The sequence below is a fragment of the Neobacillus vireti genome, from assembly GCF_036962465.1.
GTDB classification, from domain to species: domain Bacteria; phylum Bacillota; class Bacilli; order Bacillales; family Cytobacillaceae; genus Neobacillus; species Neobacillus vireti_B.
The window spans coordinates 92610-112807 of sequence record NZ_JBALNF010000002.1 but is presented as its reverse complement, the minus strand read 5'-3'; the positions used below and the strand labels follow the sequence as shown (position 1 = coordinate 112807).

Below are 20198 nucleotides of genomic sequence, written 5' to 3'. Positions count from 1 at the left end.
GGATATTTCCGCATTATGATTACTGCATTATCAACTTGCGAAGTTTTTTTATAGTAAAAATATACTTAAGGAATCTTTGTGTCATTTTTAGAAAATTCAGGACGCATGGTCTATCAATATAATAAAATTTTCCTGAAAAACAGTTTATACTTATTCTCTAATAAGTGGAGGAGTTAGCGGATGGAGAGACAGAAAACAGTATATGATGCCGCAATAGACCATGGTTTTAGTAGACGAGACTTTCTAAAGATGTGCACAGCCATAGCAGCTGCACTAGGTTTAGAGTTTACACAGTCCGATCAAGTGGTTAAGGCCATGGAAACAAAATCAAGAGTTCCCGTAGTATGGCTGCAATTCCAGGATTGTACTGGTTGCTCTGAATCGTTTATCCGATCATCACAACCAAAAATTGAAAACGTTTTACTTGATATGATTTCCCTTGAGTACTCTGAGGTTCTTTCTGCACCTTCTGGCTTTCAAGTGGAAAAATCAATGAAACAGGTGTTAAAAGACTATCAAGGGGAATATGTTCTCGCAGTAGAAGGAAGTATCCCTGCAGATGACTCATTTTTAACTGTAGGGGGTCAGTCAGCGAAAGAGACATTTCTTGAAATGGCCAAAGGTGCAAAGGCCATTATCGCCTATGGGTCTTGTTCATCGTGGGGCGGAATTGCTGCCGCTCATCCTAATCCAACTGGGGCAAAGCCTGTTACTAGTTTTGTAAAAGATACGCCAATCATCCTTGTACCGGGCTGCCCGCCTATTGCTGAGGTCATGACTGGGGTTATTGCCCATATCATTACATTCGATAAACTTCCCGAGTTAGATCATTTTGGCCGTCCGAAGGCATTTTACCGTCATCGTATTCATGATAAATGCAATCGTCGAGCCAATTTCGATGCTGGTTTATTTGTTGAATCATTTGATGACGAGGGGGCTAAACAAGGATATTGCTTATATAAAGTAGGTTGCAAAGGGCCAACCACCTATAATTCATGTGCTGAAATGCGCTGGAATGGGGGGGTTAGCTATCCCATTCAATCCGGCAATCCATGCATCGGTTGCTCAGAAAAAGATTTTTGGGATAATGGTCCTCTCTATACAAGGAGAGCAAAAATACCAGGAACCCAAACAACGATTAATCCAGATTCAGTTGGCTTAACAGCCATTGGGGTAGTTGCCGCTGGGATAGCTGTTCATTCAGCCGGTACGGTAGTGAAGAAGAAGAGTGACGAAAAACGAGGTGTGGAACATGAGTGAACGTATTGTAGTTGATCCAATAACAAGAATTGAAGGTCACCTGCGTGTCGAAGTAGATATAGATGAAAAGGGCATCATCAAAGAGGCGTTCAGCTCTGGAACAGCAGTCCGCGGCCTTGAATTAATTGTTAAAGATAGAGATCCTCGTGATGTTTGGGCATATGTCCAACGGATATGCGGCGTTTGTACGACTGTACACGCGTTGGCTTCTATTCGTTCCGTAGAAGATGCCCTGAAGATAAAGATTCCTAGAAACGCTCATTTAATTCGGGATATCATGAATGAAGCCCTGTTTGTTCATGACCATGTTGTCCATTTTTATCATTTACATGCACTTGATTGGGTGGATGTAGTTAGTGCAATTAGCGCCAACCCGTCAGAAACATCAAGAATTGCTCAATCCATCTCTACTTGGCCTAAATCATCTCCAGGCTATTTTACAGATGTTCAGAATAAAATAAAAAAATTGGTTGCTAGCGGACAATTAGGGTTATTTGCTAATGGTTATTGGGGGCATAAAGCCTATAAACTGCCACCGGAAGTGAACTTGCTTGCAGTCGCCCACTATTTAGAAGCATTAGATTGGCAAAAGGAAATTGTCAAAATTCATACCATCTTTGGCGGAAAGAACCCACATCCTCATTATGTAGTAGGGGGCATGGCTACGCCGCTTGATATTGATAGTGATAACGGTGTGCATGCAGAAAGATTAATGCATGTATCGCAATTAATTGACCAAGCCAAAGAATTCGTTAATCAAGTATATATACCTGACCTATTGGCAATTGGCTCATATTATAAAGATTGGACATATGGAGGAGGCTTAAATAATTACCTTTGCTATGGCGACTTTTCGACTGGAGATTTATATGACACCAAACTTTACCGGATGCCGCGGGGAGTGGTTTTAAACGGCAATCTAAATGAAGTACTTGACATTGATTTAAAGGACCCTAAACATGTCCAAGAATTTATAGACCATTCTTGGTACACATATGACGGAAGTGAAGGTGGTCAGGGGAAGCACCCATTTGAAGGGGAGACAACCTTTAACTATACTGGTCCAAAAGCCCCTTTTAAAACATTGGATACTGAAAAACAATATAGCTGGTTAAAATCACCTCGCTGGAAGGAGCATCCTATGGAAACTGGACCGCTCGCAAGGATGATGGTTGGTTATGCAGCCGGTAAAGAAGAAATTATTACAATCGTTGATGAGACATTAAAAAAATTGAATTTACCTATTACAGCCCTGCAATCAGCATTAGGAAGAACGGTCGCTCGCGGCTTAGAAACAGTATTAATTTCAAACTGGTTACGTAATGACATGGACGAATTATTGAAAAATGTTAAAAGTGGAAATCAAACGACGTTCGATCGTACAAAATGGGATCCAAGCTCATGGCCTGAACGGGCTCAAGGTGTGGGCTGGATGGAAGCTCCACGCGGGGCACTAGGCCACTGGATTGATATAAAAGATGGAAAAACGCATAACTATCAGGCTGTGGTTCCATCAACGTGGAATGCATCACCACGAGATCATAAAAATAAACTTGGAGCTTACGAGGCTGCATTAAAAGGAACACCAATGTTAAATAAAGAACAGCCGCTCGAAATCATGAGGATTATTCATTCATTTGATCCTTGTCTTGCCTGTGCCGTTCACTTAACCGATTTAGAAACTAATAAAACGACTGAAATTCGTTTAGGTTAGGAGTTGAGAACATGGCAGCGCCAAAATTACCGACTCAAACGCCTGGTCCGTTCCCAGATCTTCCGGTGAAAAACAGTGAGAATACGTTTCATCCAGAAAGACCATTCGTTTATAAACAGATAAAAAATGAAGTAAGAGCTTATGTTTGGGAATTACCAGTGCGGATTTTTCATTGGTTAAATATGTTTGCCATCATTGCTTTAATGATAACTGGGTTATATATTGGAAAACCATTTGCCTCTGCAGGCATTCCGGGCGAAGCCTATTATTCGAATCTTATGGGCTGGATGCGTTATATCCACTTTTTCGCTGCGTTCATCTTTGTGGCAAATTTACTATTCCGTTTGTATTGGGTGGCAATGGGTAATAAATTTGCCAGTTCAAATCCATTTCGATGGGTATTTTGGAAGGAAGTCATTGAAACAATAAAGTTTTATTTGTTTTTGAAAAATAAAAAGCCTCACTATATTGGCCATAACCCGCTAGCACAATTAAGTTACTGGATTTTTATTGGTCTTGGTTCATGGATTGTGATCTTAACAGGGTTTTATATGTATTTTGAGCCCCAGCAAGAATCTTTTTGGGCAAAGCTATTTGTCTGGGTTCCGTATATATTTGGCGGTGACAGCTATACGCTGCGTTCATGGCATCACCTTGCGGCATGGGGGTTCATGCTATTTACCCTCATTCATGTTTATATGGCCATCCGCGATGATTATTTAGAACGCAATGGATCTATTTCATCAATGATTACAGGCTATAAAACAACAACGAATAAATCAGTTGGTGAAGAGAATGAAAAATAGAATAAATGAGCAAAAGATTACGATTATTGGTATTGGCAACACCCTCTTCTCTGATGAGGGTGTTGGCATTCATCTTTTACCATTACTTGAACAGGCATTAAAGGAAGATGAAAATATAGAAATTATTGAGGGATTAACAGATGGAATGCGGTTACTTGGACCAGTGGAGGATGCTGAAAACTTAATTATTATTGACGCAATTAATGCTGGCAGAGAAGGCGGGACCGTTATTGCGCTTGAAGGGGATGAAATCCCTGCTTATTTTGGGATCAAAATGTCCATCCATCAGCTTGGTTTCCAAGAGGTTTTACTAGCTGCGAAAATGCGGGATCGTTTTCCAAAGCAAATTGTTATGTTAGGCATGCAGCCAACCTCACTCGAATTAGGAGTTGGTTTAACAGCGGTCAATCAAAGCAAGCTTGGAGAACTTTTTGAAGCGGTGATGTCTCAGGTAGAACGCTGGAGATACGAGCCATGAGAAGGGCTGATTTTATTAGGGAAATGGCAGGCAGCCTTTTTCATACAGTTAAATCGGTCTATGAGCCGTTCATCGGTGAGGACATGGAAAAGATAGAAAAAGCAGCAGATCGAGTAATGGGTATTACTTGGTATCCCGTAATAAAGGAAGGGGATGGTTCCGACGACCTGGAAATGAAATATATCGTCGGTAACCCCGTTATAGTGGTTCGGAATGGAACGAACATGCTGGCATATGATGGAGTTTGCCCTGTATGTTCGAATATTATTATAGTTACAGCACTATATTCACGCGGCAAATGTTTGAATTGTCAAAAAGAATACAATTTTAAGACATTATCCGGTGAGTTAGAGCTTAAGTCGTATCCGATAAAAAAGGGGGATGGCACTTATTTTATCGGGTTGCAAAAGGAACAGAAACTGGGTGGGAGTTATGCATGAGATGGCATTAATGGGAGATATCCTTGAACTAGTTAATGAGGATGCAGCTAAGAAGCAAATAAAAAGAATAAATAGGGTTGAGTTGATTGTTGGAGAAATTGCAAATGCGATGCCGGATGCATTGCAGTTGGCCTTTGAGATTTATCGTGACCAAAATCAGCATCTATTCACAAAAGAAGCCAAACTAATCATTCATCTTGAAGAGGCAAGAGCCAAATGTATTCTATGTGGTGAGGAGTATAGACCTGAGCAGAAAATAGCTTTATGCCCAAGCTGCATGATTCCATCCGGGCAAGTACTTGCAGGTGAAACATTTCAGGTTCTTTCATACGAAGGGAGTTGCCGATATTGAAAGTAACATTAAGAACGGATGTTTTAACGAATAACAATAAAGCTGCAGAGTTCAATCGCGAACTTTTTCTAAACACAAAAACTTTGGTGATTAATCTTATGAGTTCTCCTGGAGCTGGTAAGACAACCCTGTTAGAAGAAACAGTCAGGGCTTTATCTGGTCAATACCGTATTGCAGTAATAGAAGGAGATTTAGCGACTGAAAAGGATGCAGAACGAATTCGTGCCATGGGTGCAAAGGCAGTTCAAATTAACACGCACGGGGGGTGCCATCTGGATGCTAGAATGATTGCCGCAGCATTAGGAGAAATTGATCTTGAGGAAGTTGACCTTCTCTTTATCGAAAATGTTGGTAATCTTGTGTGCCCATCCGGCTATGATTTAGGGCAGCACCATAAGGTAGCTGTATTAAGTGTTCCAGAAGGAAATGATAAAATTCCAAAGTATCCACAAATGTTCATGCGCACGGAGCTAGTCCTGTTAAATAAAATTGATTTATTACCGTACCTTGATTTTAGTGTCGAAGAAGCAAGGAAGGATTTAATGGAAATTAACCCAGAGTCCCATCTATTTCCACTGTCTGCCCGAACAAAAGAAGGCCTCCGTGAATGGTTCACATGGACTGAAGAGGCATTTGCCAAATGTGTAAAGCGGTAAAAATCGCTGTACGGGGCAGGGTTCAGGGGGTTGGCTTTCGGCCATTTGTTTTCATGCTCGCTGATAAATATAAGCTAACAGGGACCGTTCAGAATAATATGGATGGCGTCAAAATTCGCTTAGAAGGACATGCTTTCGATGTTGAATCATTTTTAAGGGATCTTAAGAATAAAGCACCTAATCTATCGAAAATAAATGAAATAGTAGTAGAAGAGACAGATCCTCAAGCTTTTACTAATTTTTCGATAATACCGAGCGAACGGTTAGGGACCTCCATGCTTGTGATCCCTGTTGATTCTGCCGTCTGCGATGAATGCTTAAACGAAATGAACGACCCAAATGATTTTCGCTATCAGTATCCATTTATTAATTGCACCCAGTGTGGACCACGCTACACCATAATCGAAGAACTGCCATATGACCGGCCATATACATCTATGAAGAGCTTTCCAATGTGCGCTGATTGCCGAAGGGAATATGAAGATCCTGCCAATCGGCGCCATCACGCTCAGCCTATCGCTTGTCCAAAATGCGGACCCAGGGTGTGTTTATTAAGCAAGAATAAGAGGGAAATAGATTGTGATAACCCAATAACGGCTGCAATTGAATTGTTAAAAAGAGGGGAGATACTAGCGGTAAAGGGAATAGGCGGCTTTCATTTATGCTGTAATGCCAATAACGAGAGAGCAGTGGCTGAATTAAGAAAAAGGAAAAAACGTCAGTTACGTCCTTTGGCAGTGATGGCTGCTTCCCTGTCAATAATACGAGAAATAGCAGAAGTTAATGAAGGTGAAGGAGAGGTGCTGAGAAGTCCAGAATCTCCGATTGTCATTTTAAAGAAACACCAGCATTATTCACTTGCTGATAGCGTAGCACCAGGTATGAATACAATCGGAGTGATGCTTCCATATACACCACTACACCATTTGCTGCTTTCTGATTCGGAGCTTTCTTGTCTTGTTATGACCAGTGCTAACCCATCGGGCATGCCTATCCTATATAAGGATGAAGAAGCGTTCGATTACTTAGCTGAAATAGCAGACTATTACCTTATGCATAATCGTGAAATTCTTCATCCTGTTGATGATTCTGTTGTTCAACTAAATAATGGGAAGCTTGATTTTTTACGTAGATCTAGGGGCTATGTACCAGACCCACATACTGCCAGTGAAGATGTGACAGGAATCGTCGCTTTCGGGGGGCAGCAAAAGTCCACCTTTACGATTGGCCGGAATGAACAGATATTTGTAGGACCACATATTGGTGATTTGGAAAATGTCGAAACAATCAATCACTACAAGCAAGAACTAAATCATCTCTTAAAATGGATTGATATTCCACAGACAGCAGCAGTCATTGATGCCCATCCAGACTATCAGGTTCAAAAACTAGTAAAAGAATTTAACTTTACAGAAGTTATTAAAGTTCAACACCATCACGCCCATATGGCGGCCTGCTTAGCGGAACATCAAGTAAACGGCAAAGCCTATGGAATCATTCTTGATGGAACCGGATATGGATTAGATGGAAATGTTTGGGGATTCGAAATCCTATATGGTGATACCCAAGAGTTCAAACGCTTGGCCCATTTACGTTATACTCCCCTTCCCGGAGGGGAAAAGTGCATTCGTGAACCATGGAGAAATGCCGTAGCCATGCTCATTTCTCTTCATGGTGAGGAAGGCATAACTCTAGCAAAAAATATTTTTACTGATAAAAAAGCCGAAATCGATTTATTAAAGATTATGATTGAAAAAAAGATTAATACCGTTTATGCGGGAACTTGCGGCAGGCTGTTTGATGCAGTAAGTGCATTATGTGGCGTCACAAAAATTTCTAGTTATGATGGTGAAGCTGCCATTCAGTTAGCAGAATTAGCAGACGTGTTATCGGATAATGAACCATATAGCATTGAAATAATAAAACAAGAAACTTTAATCATCGATTTTTCTAATACGCTAAAAGAAATTGCGTTAGATGTCATTGCAGGAAAAGGTGTTCATCATATAAGCGGAAGATTTCATGAAACAGTTGTTCAAGCAATTATTAATACATTGTTAGTTGTAATACTAAATAATCCTTTAACAAATAGGACAGTAGTTTTATCAGGGGGGAGTATTCATAATCGTTTTTTGAGAGAAAGAATTACGAAGGAATTAGGTACACGTGACATTCCCGTATACTTTCCTGAAACGGTTCCATGTAATGATGGTGGATTATCCTATGGGCAATTAGTTGTTGCAGCAGCAAAAAGGAGGGCTAGCGAATGTGTGTTGGAGTGCCAGCAAAAGTAGTGAAAAAGATGGAATATAGCGCCGTGGTTGATGTGATGGGTTCCGAAACAACCATAGGGATCATCTTTGTTCCGGAGGTTAACCTCGGGGAATATGTCATTGTACATGCCGGTCAGGCTATGAGTATTGTGAATGAAGAATATGCAAGACAGAGTATGGTGGAATGGAGGAAGCTAATCAATGCTCGAAACTCTGCATCAGTCCAATAACGCGGAAATATGTAAGCCTTTAGTGGAAGCAGTTATTGAAAAAGCAAAAGAATTTCAGCAAAGGTTTGGCCGTAAACCTGTTTTTATGGAGGTTTGCGGATCACATACCATGGCGTTAGCTCGAACAGGTGTAAAGCAATGCCTGAAGGATGTAGTAAATCTTATTTCCGGGCCAGGCTGTCCGGTTTGTGTAACAGATCAGGGTTCCATTGACGCAATGATTTCCTTGGCAGAAGGGCAGAACAGGATTATTTGCACATTTGGAGATATGATGCGAGTTCCTGGTTCAAAAAAAAACCTACAGGATTCGAAGATTTCTGGTAAAGATATCCGTGTTCTATACTCACCTGTTGATGCCGTGAAGGTAGCCCAAGCTAATCCAGGAAAAGAAGTAATATTCCTAGGAGTTGGCTTTGAAACAACAATCCCAATATTAACGCTCATGGTAGGAGAAGCAGAGAACCTTGGGCTAGAAAATTTCTCGATTTGGATGACAACTAAAATGGTCGAGCCTGTACTTCGTTATTTATTGGATACAGCTGAAGTGAAATTAGACGGTTTTTTGCTTCCCGGCCATGTTTCAATTGTTTTAGGGGAAGACTCTTATCAGTACTTAGTAGATGAATATCATATTTCCGGAGTTATTACAGGCTTTGAAACTGCCGAAATGTTGACTGGCATATATAAATTGATAGACTTATCCCTTACAGGAAGAGTTGCCATTGAAAATAATTATCCTGCCGTTGTGAGTAAAAGTGGAAATCCGGTAATCCATCAGTGGCTTAATAAGTACTTAAACGTATGTGACGAAGCATGGCGAGGAATGGGTGTAATTCCAAAAAGTGGGCTGGATTTAAAACCAGAATATGACAAGTTTAATGCAAAGAAAAGGTTTACAGTTGAAGTCAGCGAGACTCGTCAAACTAAATGCCGCTGTGGTGAGGTAATTAGGGGAATAATTTCTCCAAACCAATGTCCACTTTTCGGTAAAGCCTGTCATCCAATTAATCCAATTGGCCCCTGTATGGTCTCGGCAGAAGGCAGTTGTGCAGCCTATTATCAATACATGAGGGAGAGTTTTTAATGGAGGAATATATTAGTTTAGCCCATGGTGATGGCGGGGAGTTAAGCCATCGATTAATCAAAGAGGTATTTATGGAAGCCTTTGGAGATGGGAATGCTGCTTTATTTGATGCTGCTGCGATTACGATGTCGACACATAAAATTGCAGTCACCACCGACTCGTTTGTCATTAAACCAATTTTCTTTCCTGGTGGATCAATTGGTAAACTAGCAATTGCCGGTACTGTCAATGATCTTGCTGTTAGCGGGTCCATCCCAGCTTTTTTAACTTGTGGCTTTGTGATTGAAGAAGGCTTTCCAATTAAGGATTTAAAGCAAATCGTTTCGGACATGGCGGCTGAAGCAAAAAAGACCGGTGTTAGCATTGTAGCAGGTGATACGAAAGTGGTAGAACGTGGTAGTGCCGATGGGGTATATATCAATACAACAGGAATTGGAATCTATGAACCGGGTATTGATTGCAGTCTAGAATTTGAGGAAGGCGATGCGATCATTGTATCAGGTACAATTGGAGATCATGGCGTAACTGTGTTAGCTGCGAGAGAGGAGCTTGGTATATCAGCACCTATTAATAGCGATTGTGCATCATTGAATCGAATGCTAGAGAGTGTGCTTAGGCAGTGTAATGGAGTGCGGATCATGAGGGATCCAACTAGAGGCGGGCTTGCAACTACATTAGTTGAAATAGCCGAGGATTTCCATTTGATATTGCAAATTGATGAAGGCAAGATTCCAGTGAAAAAAGAAGTTCATGGAGTATGTGATTTACTTGGATTCGATCCAATGTACCTTGCTAATGAAGGCAAAACTATTCTGATCGTGGACGGTCGAGAAAAAGATAAAGTAATTGACATTTTACATGAGTTCACTGAAGGAAGAGATGCTGTAGTAATCGGCAGTATTATTAATAAAGGAAAAGGAAAATTGTTTCTAGAAACATCTATTGGCTCCAAACGTTTGTTAACTAGATTATCAGGAACGATGTTTCCAAGAATCTGTTAATCAGAGACCCTCATTCGACTAAACCTGAATGGGGGTCTTCTTATTATCAAATCAAGCTTGAAAATTTAAATTAGTGGGCTAATCCTTAAAATCAAATTTTCTTAAGAGTTCATCAATCGCTTCATTCTTTAAAACTTCCATCAGCTTTTTTCTATCATACATCTTCTCCTATGAATTAAAATTCAGTACTCTTGTTCAGTAAAACTTTTTTTAACACAATTATTATATCAATAAAATGATTAATGGTAAAAAACATAAAATAATAGCTTTTAACATAAATAACATTTCTACTGTTTCAATGAGTTTAATATAGGTTCAAAAGGATTTTATTTTTTTGTGCATAAAAAAGAACGTAAATTTTCTTAATAAAGAAGTAATTTTGAGATAACAAGAGAAAATATTAGGATAGTACTTAAAATGGCTCTTAATTAAGGGGAAATGGCTGTTTTTGGAATTTTATTAGAGTCTACAATTCAAATATACTATCATCAAAGGGTTCTTTAAAAAGAACAGGGTATTTCAGCGAACCTTACTTTTAAAACTTTCGGAGAGCAGGCACGGAACAAATAATAGTTAATGAGCAATTAGTTAAATAGAAAAGATATAGCTCATTAAAAAATTTTAGGGAGAGATGCTGATGCGATATGATTAGGTTTAAAAAAGCGAAAGTAGCGGGTCGCAAATTTAAATTGGGTATGCTTGCAGGTTTGTTAGCCGTTGGGGTAACGCCGTTTGGAGGGAGTTCTTCTTTGAAGGCACTTGCGGCAACTGGTGTCCCAGGAGGTACTCCAGATTATTGGACAACACCGAATTATGCAAATAGCCAACTGCCGGAATATGATTCTAACGGGAACCACATTGCAGGTACGGGAATAAGAAAATTCGTTGATACTTTACCAGGGTTGGGTGAAGCTAATAAAAACAATCTTGGACAATATCTTCCAGTTGCTGTTCCGGATACAACGACATATCCAGGGTCAGATTATTATGAAATTTCGTTAGTAGAGTATGAAGAACAAATGCATAGTGACTTGCAGCCAACAAAGCTGAGGGGCTATATGCAAACAAATACAACAGATCCTGCTGTTAGCAAGCCGAATTATCTTGGACCGGTAATTATTGCTAAGAAAGATCGGCCCGTCCGAATAAAATTTACAAACAAATTGCCTACAGGAAGTGGTGGAGATTTATTCCTGCCAGTAGATGATAGCCTTATGGGGGCTGGTATGGGCCCGGATGGAGTACATAAATATACTCAAAACCGTGCCACCCTTCATTTACATGGTGGTATAACCCCATGGATTAGCGATGGTACTCCTCACCAATGGATTACTCCAGCGGGAGAGGATACTCCATATCCAAAAGGAGTTAGCGTCCGAAATGTACCAGATATGCCTGATCCAGGCGATGGTTCCCAAACATTCTTTTATACTAATCAGCAAAGTGCCAGGCTAATGTTTTTTCACGATCACAGTTATGGGCTTACTCGGTTAAACGTTTATGCCGGAGAGGCTGCGGGATACCTTATTCGAGATCAGGTGGAGCAAAATCTAATTGATCAAGGTGTTATTCCAAGTGGTAATAATGAGATACCATTAATCATTGAAGATAAAACCTTTGTCCCATCTGATACACAGTTGAAAGCTACAGACCCTACCTGGGATACGAATAAATGGGGCGGACAGGGTAGTCTATGGTTCCCACACGTTTATATGCCAAACCAAAATCCTTATGATTTGTCCGGTTCCAATCCAATGGGGCGATGGGATTATGGTCCTTGGTTCTGGCCACCAAATACAGGCCTAAAAAATGGCCCAGTTACGAATCCGTTAGATGGTGAACAAGGCCAAGCTCCAATGAATCCTGGAACACCGAATGTATCGACCACTCCTGAAGCATTTATGGATACGCCTGTCATTAATGGAACAGTCTATCCTACTTTAACAGTTGATCCTAAAGCATATCGGTTCAGGGTTTTGAATGCATCAAATGATAGAATGTGGAATCTACAATTCTATCAAGCTAAGTCAAATGGAGAAATGTGGAAAACTGATGGTACGTTAAACGATGCAAATGCCGGTGAAGTTAAAATGGTAGATGCTGTCCGTAATACGGCGTATCCATCGACATGGCCGTCAGATGGTCGTGATGGTGGAGTTCCGGATCCTACTACAGCGGGACCAGAAATGATTCAAATTGGAAATGACAGTGGATTTTTACCGAAGCCAGCAGTCCTTAAAAATCAACCGATCAATTATGAATATGGCCGAAGGAGTATTACAGTCTTAAATGTAAAGGATAAAACTTTATTATTGGCACCTGCCGAACGGGCAGACGTAGTGGTCGACTTCAGCAAATATGCTGGTCAGACTTTAATTCTTTATAATGACGCACCTGCTCCTGTTCCTGCATTTGACCCTCGTTACGATTATTATACAGGGGATCCAGACCAGTCAGCGACGGGTGAAAATACTGGTGGAGCACCTACAACACAGCCAGGCTTTGGACCCAATACACGTACGATTATGCAGATAAAGGTTGCAGCGGACCCAAATGCAGTCGACACAACTCAAGACACCTTGAATAAATTAAATGCTGCCATCCCAAATGCTTTTGCTACTGGTCAAAATAGTCTTATTTTTCCAAATCAGCCCGACGATCCTAATCGCAAATGGGTTAATATTCAAGACAACACATCAACTTTTACACCACCAGGAACGACCACCTCTGTGACGATGGATCTAAAGCCGAAGGCGATCGCAGAAGAGTTTGAACAAACTTTTGGGCGGATGAATGCAACACTCGGGGTGGAAATGCCAAATACAAACTTCCAGAATCAAACTACCATTATGTTGGGATATGTTGATCCGACCTCAGAGAACCTTCAGGATTCGATGACACCTATTGGTTCCCCAACCGGTGATGGAACACAGCTTTGGAAGATTACTCATAATGGTGTCGATACACATGCTATACACTTCCATTTATTTGATGTCCAGCTCATCAATCGAGTTGGCTGGGATGGCTCCATTAGGTTCCCAGATGCAAACGAACTAGGCTGGAAAGATACCGTTAGAATGAATCCATTGGAAGACTGTATCGTTGCATTAAGGCCAGTTTCACCAAAGTTGCCATTTGGAGTACCTGATAGTATTCGCCCGCTTGATCCAACCATGCCTTTAGGATCTACTGGCCAGTTTATGAACGTCGACCCACTGACAGGAAATCCAGTTACTGTCATAAACAAGATGACGAATTTTGCTTGGGAATACGTATGGCACTGTCATTTATTAGGACATGAAGAAAACGATATGATGCGGACGATGAGTTTTAACTTTACGAATACCAAGCCAAGTGCATCTACGCTAACCTTAACAAGGAATAACGGGGGATTAGTAAACCTAACATGGACGGACCCAACACAAGTTACCCTTAATAATGGTAACTATGATTTGACTAAATTAGGTAATTCCTCAAATGAAATAGGGTTCAATATTATGCGGGCACCAGTTAACAAAGGAATAGTCGGAGCGTTTACAAAAATAGGATCTGTATTAGCGAATACTACAAATTACATCGATACAACTGCAGACCTAAATACTACCTATTCTTATAGAATTGATGCATTTAATGCGGCAACGGCTGCCGATCAGCTTGATCCGATTTCCTATCTGACTGGTGGAACACCTTCCAATTCGGTGATTGCTCCTGGACTTCCACTGGCACCTAGCAAATTAACTGCTGTACAATCTGGGACAAACGTAAACTTAACATGGACAGACAATGCGACGAATGCAACAGGGTTTATTGTTGAACGTTCAACCGATTCAATAAACTTTAGCTTTGTTGGAACCTCAACTCTTTCCACGTTTACGGACACAAATTTAACAGTAGGGACTACTTACACATATCGAGTTAAGGCTGTCAATGGAACACTAGCATCAGATTACTCAAACACATCTAGTGTGACGATTACGACACCTGCATCTGCACCTGTTGCCCCAACTAATCTTAAAGCAACAGTACAATTCGGTCCAATTGTAGGTCTGTCATGGACAGATCAATCATTGAACGAGACAGGATTCACCATTGAACGTTCAAATGATGGAGTGAACTTTATGGTGATCGATACACGTGGATTAAAAACAGGTAGAGGAACAACAATTACCTATTCTGACACGAAAGTACAAGCTGGCGGGACTTATTATTATCGTGTAAACGCAGTAAATGGTAATACACCATCGAATTATTCAAATACTGTCAAAGTTACGATTTCGAATGTTCCTGCATCACCAACGGGAGTAAGCGCTACTGCTACAAGTGGAAAGACTACTGACACTATTAGGGTAAATTGGACTGCCCCAGCCGGAACGATTAGCAGTTACGATGTTCAATTTTCCACTGATCCAACTTTTACGACAAACGTTTCAACCTACAATACTGGCGGTAATTTAACAATATATACGAGAACAGGGTTCATTAAGAAAAATACCTACTATGTAAGAGTTCGAGCTTTAAATCAGATTGGAAACTCTGCATGGTCAAATTCAATTAATATCTTAACACCTTAAAAGGAATTAAAAATGATCATCATGACAGGGCTGCGACTCTAACCAATCCTATAGCCGCAGCCTAAACAAAGGTTGTTCTACGGAAAATGTGTATGAACTAAATTGCAATAAGGAGGTACATGAATGAAAAACAAAAAAGTCATGCTTTCTGCTTTTATTGCATTGCTTTTGGTTACAGGTACAGGAGTGGCTGTTTGGCATAATAATACTGCGTATGCAAAGAGTAAATCCAAAGCCACTTCAGTAGATGCCAAAACAATAATGGCTCAGTATTCACCGCCAAAATCCAAGAATATGGCAGGTACAACAGGGGTTACCATCCGCAGAAGCCGTTTAACGCAAATGAACGTGATTAGTGAAGCGGCAAAAGTATTAAATGTACTACCAATTAATATCATTAATGAAATGAATAAAGGTAAAACGTTAGTTCAGATTGCTAAAGATAAGGGGATGACACAAGCCCAATTCTTACAACAATTAAAGGATGTTGATAGTCAAATCGTCGATAATGCCGTTAAAGACGGAACCATTACGAAAGAACACGGGAGTGCAATAAAAGATGGACAAAAAGATCGGCTAACAAAGAGTCTTACGCTAAAGGCCGTTGATGTGAATGAACATCAGTCGATGGATATGGGAAATTAATAATTACGGGGCTGGTATTTAAGAGCAATAAACCGATGACTCCGGTATTATACTGGAGTCATTTTGTTTAGAAATTTTATTTTACATAATTGTTTTTTAGTTTTACTATGTCAGCCTCCCATGTAAGCAGGAGTGTGATTAACATTAGATACTCTAGGATAAGAAAGTTCCCAAAAAATAATAGTAATAGACTTGTGGGTATAGTGGTTCAACTTTTGGCAATCATTTATATTAGTATTTTAATAATTGGATATACAACTTCTAACACAAATGCCCATTTTAATGCAAAACATGAGATAACAGAAAAGATTCAAGCTAGAACATGGGCGGAACAATCGCCTATGAATGCTGTGGAGTCACCAATAATAACTAATCAAGTTATTCAAACTATTTCAGGCCAGCCTGTGAATCCAATAGCAGAAGCCGAGTCACCTAAATGAAGCGGGTGATATATTAATTAGGCAAGGCGGGAAAATAAAATGTATTAGCGCAGAATACTGGTCATTTGTTTGTACCCCCAAAGGAAAGGATGCATTTTCCTTATTGTCTTACTTTGAATAAGTGGAACAAAAATGGATGAGTCTACCAGACATCATCCATTATTTTATCTTGACTAATTGACAATCCATTCCCATGACTATATAACCTAACCTGTTTAAATGCTTCCGAATCCCACTTCTTTCCCACGTTTTGAGTATGGTGTTTTCCAAACTTTTCTTTGGGTAGAATATGCCAACATTGGTTAATTCATCAAAGTTCATTCCTTGCTGGACATACCGTGTAACCAATTCATCCCGCTGTTCAATCTTCTCCAGAAAACGTTCCATTGCCTGGCAGAATTTTTGCTTGGAGAATATTCCTTTCTGATGTCCAGTTATGTAGGTATCAGCATCAAGTGTCAACAGTCGTTTGCCAGATGAAATAAAATCATCAATATCTCCATCAGTCCCGTTGTACCAAGGTCCAAACGAAGTCATATCATAATCACCTGTGAAAACTATTCCTAACTCAGGAAAGTATGGACATGAAAGCCCGCTAGTATGACCAGGCGTGTGTAAAAATTGCACTTTTATATCGCCGAATTGGTATATGGCCTCATAATCGTATGCGCCAGAAATTTCCCCAAGATTTTTCACCCATTTTTGGGGAAGAGTAGCCTTCCATTTTTCAACACCTTCTTGGCCCCACTCTTGAAAAACGCCATTAACACTAGCAACCCCTTCAACCGTAAGCGATGTTTCAAACTCAATTGGGTTAATTAATTTTGTTGTATTTTGGAAGAGGTGATTATGAAGTGTATGATCAGGATGATAATGGGTATTAATAATTAATTGAACGCCATGTTCAAGGTTGAGATTTTCGAGAATCCTAGCCTCTGCCCCAGTATCAATCAGCACTTTTTCAGAACAGTTTAAATATAAACTTCTGGAATAAGGTACTTTACTAAAATTAGCCCCTTCTAGAATTAGGATTGGCCCAATCTGATTCATTTTACATACCCCACCTTTATGAAACGATAAATTCAGTTGATCATTAACCGAGTGAATGCTCATTCATAATATCACAATTTTCAAACAATAGGAAGATGAAGTTTCACCTATTTCTTTTTCCTCTCATAAGTCATTCAGAAGCGTCAAAAAACCTGCAATGGGAATTGCTGAATGCTTTCAACAACTTTATAACTCTGTTAAACTATTCTTAATTAGAAAAGAAAAAGGTTGCAGGTGATTGAATGAAGAGACGATTTTTGTTCTTATTTGTACTGGTTTTTACGTTATTATTATCGGCATGCGGAAAGAAAATTGAAAATGCCGTTAATTGGCCCATTAAGGACTTCACGGCTACAAGTCAGCAAAACAAACAAATAGGCTTAAAGGATCTAAAAGGAAAGGTTTGGGTTTCTGCTTTTATTTTTACTAGTTGTGCAGATGTATGTCCTCCAATGACTGCAAACATGGTTAAGCTCCAAAAGAAATTAAAAGAAGAAAATTTGAAAGATGTTAAATTAGTTTCCTTTAGTGTTGACCCAACAGTAGATACTCCAGATGTTTTAACGAACTATGCGAAACAATTTGGAGTGGATTTTAAAAATTGGACGTTCTTAACCGGATATTCACAAGAGTTTATAGAAAAATTTGCATCTGACAGCTTCAAGACAATTGTTAAGAAACCAGTAGACGGAAATCAAGTGATACACCAAACTTTTCTTTACTTGGTTGATAAAGAAGGGAATATTAAAAAAACATACAATGGATATAAAAATGTCCCGTATGAGGAGATCATTAACGATATTAAAACATTACAATAGACCTTAATAAGGTCTATTTTTTTACAGAACGGGATATCGTTCATATTTGTTTGGAATATTTATAGTCGTGTTATAATAAAAGAACATTAAAGTGACGGTGACGGTAGGGTAAAATTACCACTAATTATGTAGGTTACTTTAATCTGGCAGTTAACAGAATGATCCGGGAATAAGTTACTTAGGAGGCAGGTGAATGAAGGTGAAAAAGGTTTTCCCCCTTCTAATTTTTGCAATGATGTTCTTGAGCTCTTGCAGTCAGTCTGCTTCAATGGTTCTTCATCAGGAAAAGAAAGTTGCTTCACAAGTTTTTGAACCCATCCCTGCTGATTTTATTCCACAAAAGGTGAAAGTATTATCTGCAGGTGATTCTCTCACTCAAGGTATCGGGGATAGTACAGAACAAGGCGGTTATTTGCCATATCTTAAATCGATGCTCGAAAAAGATAAAAGAATTCAGGAAGTTGATTTTTACAATTATGGTGTCAAAGGAAATCGAACAACACAGCTGCTCAAAAGGCTCCAATCTCTGGAAATGAAGCCCATTCTGCGTCAGGCCGATTTGGTGATTCTCACCATCGGTGGGAATGATATCATGAAGATTGTCAAAGACAACATCTCAGACTTGCAGGTATCGGATTTTAGTAAGGAAAAAGAATTCTATCGCAGCCATTTAACGCAAATTTTCGACGTGATTTACAAAGAAAACCCAAATGTATCCATCGTGTTAGTTGGAGTATATAATCCATTCTCTAAGTGGTTTTCGGATATAAAAGAAATGGATCAAATTGTAGCTGAATGGAATCAAATCGGTGAAAGTGTAGTTAACCAATATTCCCATTCTTATTTTGTGTCAATCGAAGACCTCTTTTTAAATGCAGATGAAGATGTTTTGTATACAGATAATTTCCATCCAAATGATAAAGGATATGAATTAATAGCAGAGAGACTTAATGAGGCATTGGCAAATCAGGTTATACCTGATTTGGAGAAAAAGGCTTACACGGTCAGCAATGAGGAGAATTAGATGAAAAATAAATGGAAACTGGGATTCCTTATTTTGTTAGGAATTAATTTATTAATTGCAATTATTCTTTTTTCGTTAGTCACAGCTCCAATTAAGGAGAAGGAACTCGTAAAAACAACCACTTCGAATGAAGACTATGTATCTTTTCATGTTAGATCAAACAAGTATGACTTAAACAGATTGATTAACCATTATTTGAAAGAAGAAGCCGCTGACTCCCCTATAGAATATAAGGTTCTGTTGGGGGATGAGGTAGAATTATATGGTACATTGCCTTTTTTTAGTGAAAAGTTAAAATTGAAGTTGACTTTTGAACCATCGGCACAAAAGAATGGCGATTTAATTTTAAAGCAAAAGTCGATGTCAGTCGGAAAATTGCATCTCCCCATTTCGTACGTTTTAAACTTTATAAGTGAGAACTATAAACTGCCAAAAGGTGTTGAAATCCAGCCCAATAATCATTTGATTTACATTCATATGCAGCAATTAAAACAAAAAAGCGATCTAAAAATTAAGGTAGACAAATTTAATTTAAAGAAGGACGATATTGCTTTTACGATATTAGTCCCAGTAAAATAGGTGCCGGTTGCAGGCACCTATTTTTTAATCCTCAATGCTAATAAATTGAAATTCGGGTACACCAGTTGACAGCCCTAAGAAGATAATCGTGTAGCTTTCATTCGGTTTAAAACTTACTTTCGGTAATGGAAGCAGGATTTTTTTGCTCCCCGCTGTCCTTACTTCTAAATCGACTGTCATTGGGGTTAATCCTAAATACTCAGTAGCTTGTTTGTATGAAACCATCGGGAAAATAACATCACGATCTTTAACAGCAATATCTAGTGCGGATGAGTCAGGAGATAAATGAATAAAACGAACCTTTGATTCATTTACAGGTACCTCCTGTTGGTTTAAAAACACCAGCAGACGCATCTTCTTAACGGAATCAATGATGGTTAACGTATAAGAGTTTCCTTCCTCAATTAAAATATTTTTATTTAACACACTATCGACCATATTTCCAGCAGGATAAATGTCGACATGGTATTTGCCGGCTTTTAACGGCAGGTTCTGGCTGATGTGTTTAAAGGCCAAATCTTTAATGATACGACTCCCATTTATATATACATCAACGTTAGGGGAATCAGTAGATGTATGCAAGAATCGGACTTGAGCATTTCCTGGATAGTCTTGAGCAGGGGATCTGATCAAGTTCATTGCTTTATTCATATATTTATAATGTTTTAAATAGAAATGCATGTGTAAGTTGGGGTTGGTATATTTATAGACCTCGGCTAACAAATCATACATCGCTGCTTTTTGGAGATAATCAGTTTGATTCCTTTTCTCGGACAT

Annotated in this window: 19 protein-coding genes; 17 read left to right on the top strand and 2 right to left on the bottom strand. The window is 39.3% G+C overall.

Features of this window, described 5'->3' with window-relative positions:
* Nucleotides 1-180 precede the first annotated feature (180 nt).
* The 14 genes from V7077_RS01120 (at nt 181) to V7077_RS01055 (ending at nt 15950) form a co-directional block, all read left to right on the top strand.
* The gene (locus tag V7077_RS01120) at nt 181-1260 is read left to right on the top strand and encodes a hydrogenase small subunit (protein ID WP_335497994.1); all 1080 of its coding nucleotides are present in this window, start codon (nt 181-183) and stop codon (nt 1258-1260) included.
* A complete protein-coding gene (locus V7077_RS01115; protein WP_335497992.1) occupies nt 1253-2974 on the top strand; it encodes a nickel-dependent hydrogenase large subunit in 1722 nt (573 codons plus the stop codon). The genes V7077_RS01120 and V7077_RS01115 overlap by 8 nt, the downstream gene beginning before the upstream one ends.
* An 11-nt stretch (nt 2975-2985) precedes the next feature.
* Nucleotides 2986-3780: a Ni/Fe-hydrogenase, b-type cytochrome subunit gene (gene cybH / locus V7077_RS01110; RefSeq protein WP_335497991.1), complete on the top strand. Its 795-nt coding sequence runs from the start codon at nt 2986-2988 to the stop codon at nt 3778-3780.
* On the top strand, nt 3770-4258 hold the full coding sequence (locus V7077_RS01105) for a HyaD/HybD family hydrogenase maturation endopeptidase (protein ID WP_335497990.1): 489 nt from the start codon (nt 3770-3772) through the stop codon (nt 4256-4258). Before cybH ends, V7077_RS01105 begins: the two co-directional genes overlap by 11 nt.
* Nucleotides 4255-4698, top strand: a complete 444-nt coding sequence (locus tag V7077_RS01100; RefSeq protein ID WP_335497989.1) for a hypothetical protein — start codon at nt 4255-4257, stop codon at nt 4696-4698. Before V7077_RS01105 ends, V7077_RS01100 begins: the two co-directional genes overlap by 4 nt.
* On the top strand, nt 4691-5050 hold the full coding sequence (locus V7077_RS01095) for a hydrogenase maturation nickel metallochaperone HypA/HybF (protein WP_335497986.1): 360 nt from the start codon (nt 4691-4693) through the stop codon (nt 5048-5050). The genes V7077_RS01100 and V7077_RS01095 overlap by 8 nt, the downstream gene beginning before the upstream one ends.
* Nucleotides 5047-5706: a hydrogenase nickel incorporation protein HypB gene (hypB, locus tag V7077_RS01090; protein WP_335497985.1), complete on the top strand. Its 660-nt coding sequence runs from the start codon at nt 5047-5049 to the stop codon at nt 5704-5706. The genes V7077_RS01095 and hypB overlap by 4 nt, the downstream gene beginning before the upstream one ends.
* The gene (hypF, locus tag V7077_RS01085) at nt 5691-8000 is read left to right on the top strand and encodes a carbamoyltransferase HypF (RefSeq protein ID WP_335497984.1); all 2310 of its coding nucleotides are present in this window, start codon (nt 5691-5693) and stop codon (nt 7998-8000) included. Before hypB ends, hypF begins: the two co-directional genes overlap by 16 nt.
* Entirely contained in the window at nt 7973-8209 is a 237-nt protein-coding gene (locus V7077_RS01080) for a HypC/HybG/HupF family hydrogenase formation chaperone (RefSeq protein ID WP_335497983.1), read from the top strand. The genes hypF and V7077_RS01080 overlap by 28 nt, the downstream gene beginning before the upstream one ends.
* The gene (hypD, locus tag V7077_RS01075) at nt 8181-9293 is read left to right on the top strand and encodes a hydrogenase formation protein HypD (protein WP_335497982.1); all 1113 of its coding nucleotides are present in this window, start codon (nt 8181-8183) and stop codon (nt 9291-9293) included. Before V7077_RS01080 ends, hypD begins: the two co-directional genes overlap by 29 nt.
* Nucleotides 9293-10294: a hydrogenase expression/formation protein HypE gene (gene hypE / locus V7077_RS01070; RefSeq protein ID WP_335497981.1), complete on the top strand. Its 1002-nt coding sequence runs from the start codon at nt 9293-9295 to the stop codon at nt 10292-10294. Before hypD ends, hypE begins: the two co-directional genes overlap by 1 nt.
* Nucleotides 10295-10938: 644 nt before the next feature.
* On the top strand, nt 10939-14865 hold the full coding sequence (locus V7077_RS01065; protein WP_335497980.1) for a fibronectin type III domain-containing protein: 3927 nt from the start codon (nt 10939-10941) through the stop codon (nt 14863-14865).
* A 123-nt stretch (nt 14866-14988) separates the two neighbouring features.
* Complete coding sequence (locus V7077_RS01060; RefSeq protein ID WP_335497979.1) at nt 14989-15510, top strand: hypothetical protein; 522 nt, start codon at nt 14989-14991, stop codon at nt 15508-15510.
* A gap of 215 nt (nt 15511-15725) precedes the next feature.
* A complete protein-coding gene (locus V7077_RS01055; RefSeq protein ID WP_335497978.1) occupies nt 15726-15950 on the top strand; it encodes a hypothetical protein in 225 nt (74 codons plus the stop codon).
* Between the two features lie 159 nt (nt 15951-16109).
* Here the strand turns inward: V7077_RS01055 and V7077_RS01050 are convergent, their stop codons facing one another.
* Nucleotides 16110-17000, bottom strand: a complete 891-nt coding sequence (locus V7077_RS01050) for an MBL fold metallo-hydrolase (RefSeq protein ID WP_335497977.1) — start codon at nt 16998-17000, stop codon at nt 16110-16112.
* 242 nt (nt 17001-17242) lie between these two features.
* On the opposite strand from V7077_RS01050, the gene V7077_RS01045 reads away from it, so the two are divergent.
* The 3 genes from V7077_RS01045 to V7077_RS01035 all read left to right on the top strand — a co-directional run bounded on the left by V7077_RS01045 (nt 17243) and on the right by V7077_RS01035 (nt 19421).
* On the top strand, nt 17243-17818 hold the full coding sequence (locus V7077_RS01045; protein WP_335497976.1) for an SCO family protein: 576 nt from the start codon (nt 17243-17245) through the stop codon (nt 17816-17818).
* A gap of 193 nt (nt 17819-18011) precedes the next feature.
* Nucleotides 18012-18842, top strand: a complete 831-nt coding sequence (locus V7077_RS01040) for an SGNH/GDSL hydrolase family protein (RefSeq protein ID WP_335497975.1) — start codon at nt 18012-18014, stop codon at nt 18840-18842.
* Nucleotides 18843-19421, top strand: a complete 579-nt coding sequence (locus V7077_RS01035) for a YpmS family protein (protein ID WP_335497974.1) — start codon at nt 18843-18845, stop codon at nt 19419-19421.
* 24 nt (nt 19422-19445) lie between these two features.
* Here V7077_RS01035 and V7077_RS01030 read toward each other — a convergent pair whose 3' ends face one another.
* Nucleotides 19446-20198, bottom strand: coding sequence for a DUF4397 domain-containing protein (locus V7077_RS01030; RefSeq protein ID WP_335497972.1), 753 nt, complete (start codon nt 20196-20198; stop codon nt 19446-19448).

What these genes read in the sequence shown, in the direction of transcription:
- V7077_RS01120 (WP_335497994.1), top strand. Translation starts at nt 181, where the DNA reads ATGGAGAGACAGAAAACAGTATATGATGCCGCAATAGACCATGGTTTT.
- V7077_RS01115 (WP_335497992.1), top strand. Translation starts at nt 1,253, where the DNA reads ATGAGTGAACGTATTGTAGTTGATCCAATAACAAGAATTGAAGGTCAC.
- cybH (WP_335497991.1), top strand. Translation starts at nt 2,986, where the DNA reads ATGGCAGCGCCAAAATTACCGACTCAAACGCCTGGTCCGTTCCCAGAT.
- V7077_RS01105 (WP_335497990.1), top strand. Translation starts at nt 3,770, where the DNA reads ATGAAAAATAGAATAAATGAGCAAAAGATTACGATTATTGGTATTGGC.
- V7077_RS01100 (WP_335497989.1), top strand. Translation starts at nt 4,255, where the DNA reads ATGAGAAGGGCTGATTTTATTAGGGAAATGGCAGGCAGCCTTTTTCAT.
- V7077_RS01095 (WP_335497986.1), top strand. Translation starts at nt 4,691, where the DNA reads ATGCATGAGATGGCATTAATGGGAGATATCCTTGAACTAGTTAATGAG.
- hypF (WP_335497984.1), top strand. Translation starts at nt 5,691, where the DNA reads ATGTGTAAAGCGGTAAAAATCGCTGTACGGGGCAGGGTTCAGGGGGTT.
- V7077_RS01080 (WP_335497983.1), top strand. Translation starts at nt 7,973, where the DNA reads ATGTGTGTTGGAGTGCCAGCAAAAGTAGTGAAAAAGATGGAATATAGC.
- hypD (WP_335497982.1), top strand. Translation starts at nt 8,181, where the DNA reads ATGCTCGAAACTCTGCATCAGTCCAATAACGCGGAAATATGTAAGCCT.
- hypE (WP_335497981.1), top strand. Translation starts at nt 9,293, where the DNA reads ATGGAGGAATATATTAGTTTAGCCCATGGTGATGGCGGGGAGTTAAGC.
- V7077_RS01065 (WP_335497980.1), top strand. Translation starts at nt 10,939, where the DNA reads ATGATTAGGTTTAAAAAAGCGAAAGTAGCGGGTCGCAAATTTAAATTG.
- V7077_RS01060 (WP_335497979.1), top strand. Translation starts at nt 14,989, where the DNA reads ATGAAAAACAAAAAAGTCATGCTTTCTGCTTTTATTGCATTGCTTTTG.
- V7077_RS01050 (WP_335497977.1), bottom strand. Translation starts at nt 17,000, where the DNA reads ATGAATCAGATTGGGCCAATCCTAATTCTAGAAGGGGCTAATTTTAGT.
- V7077_RS01045 (WP_335497976.1), top strand. Translation starts at nt 17,243, where the DNA reads ATGAAGAGACGATTTTTGTTCTTATTTGTACTGGTTTTTACGTTATTA.
- V7077_RS01040 (WP_335497975.1), top strand. Translation starts at nt 18,012, where the DNA reads ATGAAGGTGAAAAAGGTTTTCCCCCTTCTAATTTTTGCAATGATGTTC.
- V7077_RS01035 (WP_335497974.1), top strand. Translation starts at nt 18,843, where the DNA reads ATGAAAAATAAATGGAAACTGGGATTCCTTATTTTGTTAGGAATTAAT.
- V7077_RS01030 (WP_335497972.1), bottom strand. Translation starts at nt 20,198, where the DNA reads ATGTCCGAGAAAAGGAATCAAACTGATTATCTCCAAAAAGCAGCGATG.